Source organism: Massilia sp. Se16.2.3 (assembly GCF_014171595.1).
Lineage (GTDB): Bacteria > Pseudomonadota > Gammaproteobacteria > Burkholderiales > Burkholderiaceae_D > Telluria.
The window spans coordinates 628,087-640,654 of record NZ_CP050451.1 but is presented as its reverse complement, the minus strand read 5'-3'; the positions used below and the strand labels follow the sequence as shown (position 1 = coordinate 640,654).

The window sequence follows — 12,568 nt, the reverse complement described above, 5'->3', positions numbered from 1 at the left end:
AACAGATGTCAAAGCATTCGCGCAGTATCGAAAACCGGCTGAACGCGTAGGCGGGGAACCCGCCTACCCTACATTACGCGGCGCGTTTCTTGATGTTGCCGCTGAGCAGCTCAGCCTTGCGCAGGCGGAAGTTTTCAACCGCCTTTTCCTTCACATGGCCAAAGCCGCGGATCTGTTCCGGCAGGCTGGCCAGCTCGACGGCATCGGCATACGAGGCAGCGTTCAGCATCGGCAGCAAGCCTTCGATCATCTCACGGTATTCGACAATCAGGGCGCGCTCCATCTTGCGCTCGGCGGTGTGGCCGAACACGTCGAAGGCACCGCCGCGCAGGCCTTTCAGCTTCGCCAGCACCTTGAAGGCACCCAGCATCCAGCTGCCGAATTCCTTCTTCACCAGCTGACCCTTGGCATCCTTTTTCGCGAACAGCGGCGGCGCCAGGTTGAACTTGAATTTGACATCGCCTTCGAACTGCGATTTCACCTGATCGAGGAAGCGGCCGTCGGTGTACAGGCGTGCCACCTCGTACTCGTCCTTGTAGGCCATCAGCTTGAAGTAGTATTTGGCGACCGCCATCGACAGCTTGTTGCCCAGCCCCGCAGCGCTTTCGGCGGCGCGCACCTTCTCCACCAGCAGCGCGTACTTGCCGGCGTAGGCGAGATCCTGGTAGCTCGTGAGGAACTCGACGCGCTTCTTGATGACCGTGTCCAGGCTTTGCGGCATCTGCACCAGCACCGCCTGGGTCGGCGTCGCCGTCTTTTCGACGCGCTTGAAGTCGACTGCAGCGCGGCGGCCCCACAGGAAGCTCTTCTTGTTCGAGGCGACGGCAACGCCATTGAGTTCGATCGCGCGCATCAGCGATGCCTCGGTCAATGGAATGCGGCCCTTCTGCCAGGCGTAACCCATCAGGAAGAGGTTCGTCGCGATCGAGTCGCCCATCAGGGCGGTGGCTAATTTTGTGGCATCGACGAAATCGGCGCCACCTTCGCCACCGACCGCTTCCACGATCAGGCCGCGTACGTCCTCGGCCGGGAACTGCCAGTCGGCGTTCTGGGCAAAGGTACCGGTTGGCTGCTCGTGCAGGTTGACGATGGCCAGCGTGCGTCCCGGACGCATCTTCGAGATCGCGTCGGCCGCGCCCGTGGTCAGCATGTCGCAGCCGAGTACGAGGTCCGCTTCGCCGGTGGCGATGCGCTGGGCGCGCAGGCGCTCCGGCGTCGCCGCGATTTTCACGTGCGAGGTGACGGAACCATTCTTCTGGCTCATGCCCGTCATGTCCAGCACCGACGCGCCTTTCGCTTCCAGGTGCGCGGCCATGCCCATCAGGGCGCCGACGGTGATCACGCCGGTGCCGCCGATGCCGTTGATGAGGATGTTGTACGGATGCTCGACGCTTGGCAGCACGGGCTCCGGCAGCAGACCCCAGCCATCGTCGTCACCTTTGGAGACGCCGGTCGTGCTCTTCTTGAGGGTCCCGCCTTCGACGGTGACGAAACTCGGGCAGAAGCCCTTGGTGCAGGAATAGTCCTTGTTGCAGGACGACTGGTCGATGGTGCGCTTGCGGCCGAAGTCGGTCTCTTTCGGCAGGATCGAGACACAGTTCGACTGGATGCCGCAATCGCCGCAGCCTTCGCAGACGGCTTCATTGATGACCATGCGCTTGGGCAGGTCGGGGAATTCGCCTTTTTTCCTGCGGCGGCGCTTCTCGGCGGCGCAGGTCTGGTCATAGATGATGACGGACACGCCGGGCAGCTCGCGCAGTTCGCGCTGGATGTCGTCCATCTCCTTGCGGTCGTGCAGGGTGACGATGCCCGGCAGGGAGGAGCGGTCGGCATAGCGCGACAGGTCCTCGGTGACGAGCGCGATGCGTTTCACGCCTTCGGCCGCCATCTGCTGGGCGATCATCGGCACCGAGGTCTGGCCGTCGACCGGCTGGCCGCCCGTCATCGCGACCGCATCGTTGTAGAGAATCTTGTAGGTGATGTTCACCTTGGCCGAGACGGCGGCGCGCACGGCCAGGTAGCCCGAGTGGAAATAGGTGCCGTCGCCCAGGTTCTGGAACACGTGCGGTACTTTCGAGAACGCGGCCTGGCCGATCCATGGCGCGCCCTCTCCGCCCATGTGGGTGGTCAGCTTGTTCATCTCCGGGTAGATGGACGTTGCCATCACGTGGCAGCCGATGCCGGCCAGCGCGAAGGAGCCCTCCGGTACTTTGGTGGAGGTGTTGTGCGGGCAGCCGGAGCAGTAGAAGGCCGGGCGGAACGGGGTCGTGATCGCCTTTTGCAGCACGGCGTCTTTGGCATCGAGGAAGGCCAGGCGTGCCTTGATGAGGTCACGGGTGGTGTCGTCGGTGACCAGACGGGCGATGCGGCCGGCGATCACGCGCGCCACCTGCGCCACCGAGAAGTCGGCCTTGGGAGGCAGCAGCCAGTCGCCGCGCGGCGCGACCCATTCGCCCTTGTCGTCGAACTTGCCGATGATGTGCGGACGCACGTCGTCGCGCCAGTTGTAGAGCTGTTCTTTCAACTGGTATTCGACGACCTGCCGCTTTTCTTCGACGACCAGGATTTCTTCCAGCCCTTGCGCGAATTCGCGCACGCCTTCCGGTTCCAGCGGCCAGATCATCGCAACCTTGAACAGACGCAGGCCAACCTTGGCCGCCATGGCTTCGTCGATGCCCAGTTCTTCCAGCGCTTCCAGTACGTCCAGGTAGGATTTGCCGGAGGCGATGATGCCGAGCTTGGCGTTCGGGCTGTCGATCGTGGTGTGATTGAGCTTGTTTTCACGGGCATAGGCCAGCGCCGCGTAGATTTTATAGTCCTGCATCAGCGCTTCCTGCGTGCGCGCCTGCTGGCCCAGCGGCATCGACGACAGGCGCGTGTTCAGGCCGCCTTCGGGCATCGCGAAATCCTGGGGCAGTTTCACCTGCACGCGGTGCGGGTTGGCGTCGACCGAGGCGCTCGATTCGACCGTGTCGGCCAGCGCTTTAAAAGCGACGGCGCAGCCGGAGAAGCGCGACATCGCCCAGCCGTGTACGCCCAGGTCCAGGTATTCCTGCACGTTGCAGGGGTAGAGCACCGGGATCATGCAAGCCGAGAAGATGTGGTCCGACTGGTGCGGCAGGGTCGACGAGTAGGCGCCGTGGTCGTCGCCGGCCACCAGCAGCACGCCGCCGTTCTTGCTCGTCCCCGCGTGGTTCATGTGCTTAAAAACGTCGCCGCAGCGGTCCACGCCCGGGCCCTTGCCATACCACATGGCGAATACGCCGTCGTATTTGGTCGGGCCGATCAGGTCGACGGTTTGCGTGCCCCAGACGGCGGTGGCGGCCAGGTCTTCGTTCACGCCCGGCACGAACTGCACGTGGTTCGCTTCCAGGTGTTTTTTTGCCTTCCACAGGGTTTCGTCCAGGCCGCCCAGCGGCGAGCCGCGGTAACCGGAGACGAAGCCCGCCGTATCCAGGCCGGCGGCGGCGTCGCGCTCGCGCTGCATCATCGGCAGGCGCACGAGGGCCTGGATACCCGACAGGAAGATGTTGCCGGTCTTGGCAAGGTACTTGTCGTCGAGGGTGACGGTGGTGAGGCGGGAAGGCAGATCCTGCGCGGCGGATTGCGGCGCGACGGTATCGGGCATGAAAGTCTCCAGGCTGGTATTGGGTGGTTCCGGCCAGCCGAGCTGCCGGGTAGGCAGCTGTCGTGGTCGGGAGTGGCCGGCGGTGGCCGGCGCCTTGTTATGCGGATGAACCCTGCGGTTCATCGGTCCGCGTGGAGTGTAGGGGCTTCCCCGTCATAGGGGAAATAGGCTTTGCGGATGGGGGTATAAGAAAAACTGATAGCAGTTATTCAAGAAGCTGAGCACCTGGCCACTGCCCATTCGTGCACAGCATCTCGGTGACCTGGCGCACCAGGCGGCTGATAGCGGCGGCTGCATTCGTCAGTGGGATATTGCGCGAGGCGCAGAGGGTGACGGTGCGGCGGATCGCGGGGCTGTGCACTGGCGTGGCGATGAGTTCGCCGCTGTCGATCTCGGCGCGCAGCGGTGCCAGCGGCAGCAGGGTCGCGCCCATGTCGGCCAGCAGCGCCGACTTCAGGATGGCCAGCGAATTGATCTCGATCACGTTCGATAGCGCCAGAACCGGCGCCGCCCGCCACCTGTTCGATCAGCGGCCGCACGCCGTGCTGGCGCGCCGGCAGGATCAGGGTGGTGGCCAGCGCCGCAGCCGGGGGAATGGCGGGACCGGGCGGCACCGAGGCCGAGCCGGCGCGGCAGATGTACATCAAGTCTTCCTCGACCAGGGCGGAGGAGGCGAAACCGCCGAGCTGGCCGTCGTCGAACAGGACAGCCAGGTTCAGGCGGCCCGATTTCAGCTGCTCGACCAGGCTGCCGGAGATTTCCTCGGTCAATTGCAGCGTGATTTCCGGATAGGTGGCACGGGCGGCGGTCAGCAAGGGCAGCGCCAGCGCGCCGGAAATGCTGTGCGGTAGCCCGAGCGAGACGCTGCCCGAGGGACGCGTCGTCGATTGCGTCACGGCCGAGCGGGCATCGGCAACTTGTTTCAGGATCGCCTGGGCATGTTCATAAAAAATCTTGCCGGCGTCGGTGCTGAGCACGCCGTGGGCGGAGCGGTGCAGCAGCTGGGCGCCGAGCTCTTCCTCGAGCTGGCGCAGCTGCTGGGTCAGCGCCGGCTGCGCCACGTGCAGGACCAGGGCGGCGCGCGAGAGCGAGCCGTGGTCGACGATAGCGACGAAATAGCGCAGTTGACGTAATTCCATGTAGAACTATGTTGTGTCAAGGTGCAACAAATTAGGGGCAAAAAGTTTATGCTTGGAAATAGAGTTGATATACTGCATAACCGCCGTGGTGGCGGAGATTACCATATCGCCGGACCGGAACATGCTCAAGAAAATCGATTCCTCCCAGCTGCGCGTGGGCATGGCCATCCACGACCTCGATTGCGGCTGGATGGAGCATCCGTTTGTCCGTTCCCGCTTCGTTCTTGGCAGCGAAGACGAGATCCGCAAGATCATCCATGCCGGCATCCGTGTCGTCATCATCGACTGCGCCAAAGGGCTCGATGTGGCCGCACCCACGCTGGCCGAAGCGCAGGCGACAACCGAGGCGGAAGTCACGGCGATTGCCGCCAGGCCGGTCAAGCCGGTGCGCGCGGCGCTGGCCGACGAGATGCAGCGCGCAGTCGGCATCCGGCGCCAGGCCGTGAGCCTGGTACGCACGGTGATGCAGGACGCGCGCCTGGGCAAGGCGGTCGAGCTGAACAATGTGTCGCCGGTCGTACAAAACATCACCGAATCGGTCCTGCGCAATTCCGGCGCCCTGCTGGGCCTGTTGCGTATCAAGAACAAGGACGACTACACTTTCCTGCATTCTGTTTCGGTATGCACGCTGCTGGTGGCGTTCTGCCGTTCGCGCGGCATGGACGAGGAAACGACCTACCAAGCCGGCATCGGTGGCCTGCTGCACGATACCGGCAAGGCGCTGGTGCCGGACCATATCCTGAACAAGGCAGGGCGCCTGACCGACGAGGAATTCGCGATCATCAAGAAGCATCCGCGCGATGGTTACGACATCCTGCTCAAGTCGGCCGATATCGGCCAGATTCCGCTCGATATCACGCTGCACCACCACGAGCGGCGCGACGGCAGCGGTTATCCGGACCTGCAGAACGAAGGTCAAACCTCGGAGCTGGCGCAGATGGCGGCGATCGTCGACGTCTACGATGCCATCACCTCGGACCGTTGCTACCACAAGGGCATGTCGGCGGCCGATGCATTGCGCAAGATCTATGAGTGGAGCAAATTCCACTTCAGCCCCTCGCTGACCCAGGAATTCATGCGCTGCGTCGGCATTTATCCAGTTGGCACCATGGTAATGCTGGAATCGGGCCGCTTGGGCGTCGTCGTCGAGCCGCACGAGACGAATCTGCTCACGCCCAAGGTCAATGTGTTCTTCAACACCAAGAGCCAGACCTACATTCGTCCGGAGCTGCTGGACCTGTCGCGCCCGCTCGGTTTCGGTGGCGGCGACAAGATCGTGCGCCACGAGTCGCCGGAGAAATGGCGGGTGGATGCGGACAAGTTCATGCTGCTGCCCTGAGGGGTCTAGAAAAACTCGGCGGTATCGTTCGAGGTAACCGTGCGCAGCAGGCCGAGCTCGACCAGCTCGTTGTAGTGGCAAGCCTGGTTGCGCCCGTGGGTCTTGGCGTAATACAGCGCCTGGTCGGCGTGGCCGAGCGTGACGACGGGCGAATCGAAAGGGTTGATGCTGACGAAACCGACGCTGACGGTCACCCGGCCGACCTGCGGGAATTCATAGGCCTCGACATTGCTGCGGAAGCGGTCGATGATACGGCGCGCGTTGTCCAGCGTCGTCGAGCGCAGCAGCACCACGAATTCCTCGCCGCCGAAGCGAAATACCCGGTCCTGCGAGCGGAACGAACCTTGCAGCTGATTGGCAATGAGGATCAGCACTTCGTCGCCGTACAGGTGGCCGAAGGTATCGTTCACCATCTTGAAATGGTCGACGTCGATCACCGCCAGCCATTGCTGTTCATCGCCCCGGTTGCAGCGCCGCTCCGGCCGGCCGGCCTGCGGCGGTAGCTGCTCGTGTGCCGATTGCAGCATGCGCGTCAGCTGGTCCTCGAAGGTCTTGCGATTGAGCAGGCCCGTCAGCGAATCGCGTTCGCTGTAGTCGAGCAGGTTCTGGAAATTCCGATACACCCCGACGATGCCGGTAATCATGTGGATGGTGGCGGCGGGGAAGGGCGCGTCGCGCACGATCTCGAAGCAGGTATCGGCCTTGTCGCCGCACCAGATCGGCAGCCATAGCGTGCGTCCGCCATCCGGACCGCAGGCTTCGGCACTCGCCGCGCGGTTCTCCAGGCAGTTGACCAGTTCCGGATAGCCGGCGAGGGGCTCGCCCGGCGTGGCGCTGTCGTGGTTCTCGTCGATACGGGCACGGCCATCGGCGCCGACGCTGGCGCGTGAGCGCAGGTAGGCCTGGCCATTGAGGATGGAGATGGATAACACCCGCGTTTGGGCGGCAGTGGCCAGTTCCTGCACCGCCGCCACCACCGAGATGTCGAGCATCGCATGGTCGCGGTGGCCAGTCATGTCCACCATGTGTTTCAGAAGGGAATCCATGTCGTTCTGAGAAAGAGTATCAGCCAACTTGCTGCTCTACGGTGGCTTCGGTGTGCTTCGAATTTCTGAAGAGCAAGCGAAACAGGATAGTCGCTTTTCCGGACCCAAGCAATATTCACATAGCATTTTTTAATCGGCGCCCTCCGCTAGTCTGGTGCGGACCGATCTGGATCAAGCCCGGACGGTGCGAATTGATTCCACTAAGAAAGCTTGCTATCAATCAACTTGCTCTGAAGAATTATCTTTTATAGTGAACTCACTGAAACGGAAACGACAAAGCGCAGTTAGCGGAGTCAAGGGAAGTCTCCTGCCGCTTCAGGGTTGTTCTTATAAACCACCATATGGAGTTTGTCATGAAAACGATCTTTTCTGCTGTGCAAGCCTTCGCTGCTGACGAAGACGGTGTGACCGCCATCGAGTATGGCCTGATCGCCGCCCTGATCGGTGTCGCAATGGCGGGTGCGGCAACGCTCCTGGGCACTCAGATCGAGGCGACTTTCAATGCGGTGAAAGACAAGCTGGCTGCTGCGTTGAAGTAAGAGCGTAGGTTCGCCCTCCGGATTCTGGTCCGGAGGGCTTTTTTTTTGGAGCGGGCGAACATGACTCTTCAACTCCAGCTCGACCTGGTACTGCTGGCGGTGGTGGTGATTGCCGCCGTCACCGACCTTGCGGTGCGCAAGATTCCGAACAAATTACTGATGGCCGGATGGGCTGCGCTGCTTGGCCTGCACCTGACGAATACCGCGGCGGGTGGCTTGCCGAATGCCCTGCTCGGGGCACTCGTCGGCTTCGCCTTGTTCATGCCCTTGTACGCGGTACGCGGCATGGCTGCGGGCGACGTCAAGCTGATGGCCACCGTCGGCCTGTTTCTGGGACCGTCGGAAACCATCACGGCCTGCGTGCTGACCTGGTGCGTGGGCGGCGTGATGGCCTTGCTGATCATTGTATTTACGGGGCGCTGGGCGGCGGCTTACGCGAACCTGCGCGACATGCTGTTGCCGATCTTGCTACGCATGGGGCCGATGCCGGACAGCCCACAGTCGCGCCGCAGCGTCGGCTCGATGCCTTACGGGGTCGCAATCGCGTTGACCACGCTCTGGCTGCTGGCGCAGCGCAATCATGTCTACATGTAAACGCTTGCTGCGGCTCAATGGCCTGCAAGGACCGGTCGCTAGAATGAATTCAATATTCCTGGGGAATGCTCTCCAGTGGATACAAGGAGAAACGCCATGATCGACATGCTGTCGTCCCGTACCGCGCCAGGCGCCGCTTCCCCGGTGCCCGGTACGGCATCGGGCATGGCGTCGGCTGACCCGGAAGTGACGGCGATCCTGCCGCGCCAGCCAAAAACGGTCAGCGATACCGGGCTCGAACCGCGTCTGGTGTGCGCCCTGGTCCTGAAAACCCTGCACGCAACTGGCCGCGCGCCGCTGCCCCTCTTGGCCGGGAAGCTGCGGCTGTCGATCAGTGTCCTGCGCGAAGTCCTGAATGGACTAGGGAACGAACAGCAGGTCGAGGTGGCGTGGTCGGGCGACTCGGACATCGACGTCCAGTACCAGTTGACCGCGATTGGCCAGCGTGCCGCCCTTGCCAGTTTGGCCGAGTGCCGCTACATCGGTCCGACGCCGGTCACGCTGGGCGCCTATCGCACCATGGTCGAACGTCAGTCGCTGCGCCAGCCGCAGGCGCGCCGTGCGACGCCGGCCGAACTGGCCGCGGTGCTGGCCGACGACTGCCTCGACGCGGCGCAGCGCGAACTGCTGGGGGCCGCCCTCCATGCGCAGCGTCCCTTACTGCTGCATGGTCCTACCGGTTCGGGCAAGACCACACTTGCGCGCAAGCTCGGACGCCTGTTACCGGGCGCCGTTGCGCTGCCTTACGCCATCCTGGTCGAAGGCAAGATCGTACGGATGCACGACCCCCTGCTGCACCCGGCGCCGCTGCCGATCGGGCGCCAGCAGGAAGAACGGCGCAGCTGCGATGCGCGTTGGGCAATCTGCCAGCGTCCGCTGGTGCATGTCGGCGCCGAGCTCGATCCGGCATGCTGGCGCTGCGCCAGGATCCGGACAGCGGCACCTGCCATGCGCCGGCACAGCTGCAAGCCAACAACGGCATCTTCGTCATCGATGACCCGGGCCGCCAGCGCCGTCCCATGGCCGAGATGCTGGCCGGCTGGCTGAGCGCCCTCGACGGTGCGCCGATGCGTCTTGGCTTCGGTGGCAGCAGCGGCGACACGGTGCCGTTCGACGCCATGCTGGTCTTTGCCACCAACCTGGCGCCGGCCAGCGTGTTCGATCCCGCCTTCCTGCGCCGCATCGGCTACCGCATCGGCCTGGGCCCGCTGGCTGAACCGGCGTACCGCGCCGTGTTGCGGCGGGCTTGCCGGCTGCGCGGCATCGACTGCGACGAGGTCGTGCTCGACCACCGGTCATGCGTCTGCATCGCGCCAGCGGCACGCCGCTGCTGGCCTGCTATCCGCACGAGCTGCTTGGCCGTGTGCTCGATTTCGCCGGCTTCGCCGGAACCGAACCGCGCCTGACGATTGCTGCCCTGGAGCAGGCGTGGAACAGCATCTCCCCCAGCGGCAGCGCCCCGGCCTCGTGCCACGTCGCAGGAATCGAACCATGAAAAACAAGCGCGCCCTTGTCGTGATGGCAGTCGCCATCCTGTTCGGCCTGACGGCCGTGGTCCTTGCTTCGCGCTGGCTGCTGCTGCAGCCCACCGCCAGTGCCGGACATATCGTAGTGGCCGCCGCCGACACCAGCCTCGGCCAACGCCTCACGTCCGACATGCTGAAACTGGCCGAGTGGCCCGCCGACAGCATGCCGAAAGGCGCCTTCACCGACCCGCAGAAGCTGGTGGGCAGGGTGCTCAAGACCAGCCTGCTGGCTGGCGAGCCGCTGAGCGAGGCGAAGCTGGCGCCGGTTGGCACCTTGGGGGGGCTGTCTGCCCTGATCACCGAGGGCAAGCGTGCCATCACTGTGCGCGTCAACGACGTCATCGGCGTGGCCGGCTTCGCGCTGCCGGGTAACTACGTCGACATCATCGTCAGTACCGAGAAGGATCCCGGGCCGGAAGCGAATGCGCGTGAACAGAATATCTCGAAGATCGTGCTCGAGCGGATCCTGGTGCTGGCGGTGGCGCAGGAAGTCAATCGGGACGAGACCAAGCCGCGTGTGGTCAATGCCGTCACACTGGAAGTGACGCCGGAACAGGCCGAAGCGCTGGACCTGGCGCGCAGTGTCGGCACGCTGTCGCTGGCGCTGCGCAACCAGGTCGACCCGCAGTCGGCCCAGACCACCGGCGCCACCAAACTGACGCTGCTGCCGGGCGCCCCAGCGGTCGTCAAGCCGGCACCGGCGAAACCGGCCGCCGCACCGCGCCGTCCGGACAAGCCTGCCGTCTACCGCGTCGCCACGCCGCCCGTACGGCGCAATTGTGTCAACGTCATCAACGGCCTGCATTCCTCGCAAGAGTGCTTCTGATTCCCTTACCGTGCCAGGTGCAACCATGAATACACGCCCCACGAAATTGTCCGGCCTTCCCGTCGGCCCAGTCTGCCGCGCGCTGTCCGGCCCCACGGCGCTGTACGTCGCGCTCGGCGCCATGGCGCTGGCGCTGGCCGGCACTGCGAAAGCTGCGCGCCCGGGACCCCAGGCCGAGGCGGCGCCGCCAGCAGGTGCACGTGCCGAAGCGGGCCCGCGCTGCAGCGGCGAAGCGGCACGCCCGGCCCAGGTCGCGCTCCAGATGGGCAAGTCGACCCTGATGCGCATGCCCGAAGTGGTCCAGAACCGCAGTGTCGGCAACCCGGCTGTCGTCCAGGCGATGCTGGTTGCGCCAGACACGATGTATATCGCCGGGGTCGACGTCGGCACCACCAACATGATCGTGCAAGGCCGCAGCGGCCTGTGCAGCGTACTCGACATCACTGTGGCTATGGACCCGAGCGCGCTGCAGGCGACCCTGGCGACCGTCATGCCCGAGGAGAAGGATATCAAGGTGCTGGCCGCCGCCGACTCGCTGGTGCTGACCGGGACTGTCTCCGATGCCAGCGCGGTGGCGCGCGCGGCGGAACTGGCCGGTGCCTATTTGCGCCGGCCACTGAACGCGCTCGGCGCGGTGCCGAAGGAGCTGGCGCCAACCGGGGCCGCCGCGGGAGGCGTTCCCAGTAATCCGGCCGTGCGTCTGGTGAATCTGCTGAGCGTCGCTGCGCCCCAGCAGGTTCAGCTCGAGGTGAAAGTCGCCGAGGTGTCGAAGACGCTGCTGGAAAGACTGGAGGCGGGCGCCAGCTGGAGCTTTTCCCCGGGCAGCTGGGCCGCCACCCTGGCGTCGAACTTCCTGAGCGGTAGCGCCAAAGGCGGACTGAGAGCGGTACGTCCAAACGGCAACGGCTTTGGCGTCGACGCCCAGAAACAGGATGGATTGGTGCGCGTGCTGGCCGAGCCGAACGTGATGGCGATCAGCGGCCAGGAAGGCAGCTTCCTCGCTGGCGGCAAATTCTATATCCCGGTCGCGCAGGACAACAACAAGATCACGCTCGAGGAAAAGGAGTTCGGCGTCGGCCTGCGCTTTACCCCGACTGTGCTCAGTGGCGGGCGTATCAACCTGCGCGTCGCGCCCGAGGTGTCGGAGCTGTCGCGCGAGGGCATCGGCATCAACGCTCAAGGTTTTTCCGGCGCGTCGATTCTGCCCGTCGTCACCACACGCCGCGCCAGCACGACGGTCCAGCTGTATGACGGCCAGAGCTTCGCCATCGGTGGCCTGATCAAGAATAATCTGATCACCAACCTGAAAGGCTTGCCAGTCCTGGGCGAGGTGCCCGTACTCGGTGCGCTGTTTCGCAGTACCGACTTCCAGCAGGACCGCACCGAGCTGGTATTCGTGATCACGGCGCGCCTGGTCAAGCCCATGACCGCGACCGGTTTCGCGCTGCCGACCGACGGCGTCGATGCGCCTTCGCGTGCCGCCCTGATGCTGGGAGGACGGCTCGAGAGCGCGCCCAGGAACCCAGTGCCTGTCGCGCGCACGGCCCAGAGCGTCGACGGTTTCGAACTCAAATAGGAGACAGCAATGGCAACCAGGACTTGTGCATGGATCGCGGCGCTGCTGCTGTTGGCGGCCTGTTCGACTGCCCCGCGCTTCGAGAAAAGCTTCGGCACGGCGGTGCGCGCCAACCTGATGGCGCAGACCATCGACCCGCGTGGTGCGGCCAACGCCAACCCGACGACCGGCATCGACGGACCGGCCGCGCTGGCGGCGCAGGAACGCTACCAGCGTTCGTTCGTCCAACCCGAAAGCGCCGCCAGCGCCCCCATGCTCAACACGCTCGGCAGCGGACGCTAGGTCTCACCCGCCGGGCTCGCGGGTCGAGCCTGGCCGCAGCGTCGTTTCCCCATCAGTGCCTCAACGAGGATCG

10 protein-coding genes and 1 pseudogene are annotated in these 12,568 nt (G+C 64.4%); 8 read left to right on the top strand and 3 right to left on the bottom strand.

What is annotated here, in order from left to right:
- Positions 1-73: 73 nt before the first annotated feature.
- Positions 74-3,628, bottom strand: a complete 3,555-nt coding sequence (locus G4G31_RS03055) for an indolepyruvate ferredoxin oxidoreductase family protein (RefSeq protein WP_182990243.1) — start codon at positions 3,626-3,628, stop codon at positions 74-76.
- A 205-nt stretch (positions 3,629-3,833) separates the two neighbouring features.
- Positions 3,834-4,767: pseudogene (locus G4G31_RS03050) on the bottom strand (LysR substrate-binding domain-containing protein).
- Between the two features lie 121 nt (positions 4,768-4,888).
- Here G4G31_RS03050 and G4G31_RS03045 point away from each other — a divergent pair.
- Positions 4,889-6,106 carry an HD-GYP domain-containing protein gene (locus G4G31_RS03045; protein WP_182990242.1) on the top strand — a complete coding sequence of 406 codons (1,218 nt, stop codon included), beginning with the start codon at positions 4,889-4,891 and terminating at the stop codon, positions 6,104-6,106.
- 5 nt (positions 6,107-6,111) lie between these two features.
- Here the strand turns inward: G4G31_RS03045 and G4G31_RS03040 are convergent, their stop codons facing one another.
- Complete coding sequence (locus G4G31_RS03040) at positions 6,112-7,152, bottom strand: GGDEF domain-containing protein (RefSeq protein ID WP_182990241.1); 1,041 nt, start codon at positions 7,150-7,152, stop codon at positions 6,112-6,114.
- A gap of 353 nt (positions 7,153-7,505) precedes the next feature.
- Here G4G31_RS03040 and G4G31_RS03035 point away from each other — a divergent pair, with 353 nt between their 5' ends.
- The 7 genes from G4G31_RS03035 (at position 7,506) to G4G31_RS03005 (ending at position 12,495) form a co-directional block, all read left to right on the top strand.
- Positions 7,506-7,691, top strand: coding sequence for a Flp family type IVb pilin (locus tag G4G31_RS03035; RefSeq protein WP_182990240.1), 186 nt, complete (start codon positions 7,506-7,508; stop codon positions 7,689-7,691).
- Positions 7,692-7,751: 60 nt separating this feature from the next.
- The gene (locus tag G4G31_RS03030; RefSeq protein WP_182990239.1) at positions 7,752-8,285 is read left to right on the top strand and encodes a prepilin peptidase; all 534 of its coding nucleotides are present in this window, start codon (positions 7,752-7,754) and stop codon (positions 8,283-8,285) included.
- A 96-nt stretch (positions 8,286-8,381) separates the two neighbouring features.
- Complete coding sequence (locus G4G31_RS03025; protein WP_182990238.1) at positions 8,382-9,332, top strand: ATP-binding protein; 951 nt, start codon at positions 8,382-8,384, stop codon at positions 9,330-9,332.
- Complete coding sequence (locus G4G31_RS03020; protein ID WP_182990237.1) at positions 9,305-9,691, top strand: hypothetical protein; 387 nt, start codon at positions 9,305-9,307, stop codon at positions 9,689-9,691. The genes G4G31_RS03025 and G4G31_RS03020 overlap by 28 nt, the downstream gene beginning before the upstream one ends.
- Positions 9,692-9,776: 85 nt before the next feature.
- Positions 9,777-10,637, top strand: a complete 861-nt coding sequence (cpaB, locus tag G4G31_RS03015; RefSeq protein ID WP_182990236.1) for a Flp pilus assembly protein CpaB — start codon at positions 9,777-9,779, stop codon at positions 10,635-10,637.
- Positions 10,638-10,662: 25 nt separating this feature from the next.
- Complete coding sequence (locus tag G4G31_RS03010; RefSeq protein ID WP_229425307.1) at positions 10,663-12,213, top strand: type II and III secretion system protein family protein; 1,551 nt, start codon at positions 10,663-10,665, stop codon at positions 12,211-12,213.
- A gap of 9 nt (positions 12,214-12,222) precedes the next feature.
- Positions 12,223-12,495 carry a hypothetical protein gene (locus G4G31_RS03005; RefSeq protein WP_182990235.1) on the top strand — a complete coding sequence of 91 codons (273 nt, stop codon included), beginning with the start codon at positions 12,223-12,225 and terminating at the stop codon, positions 12,493-12,495.
- The last annotated feature ends 73 nt before the right edge of the window (positions 12,496-12,568 follow it).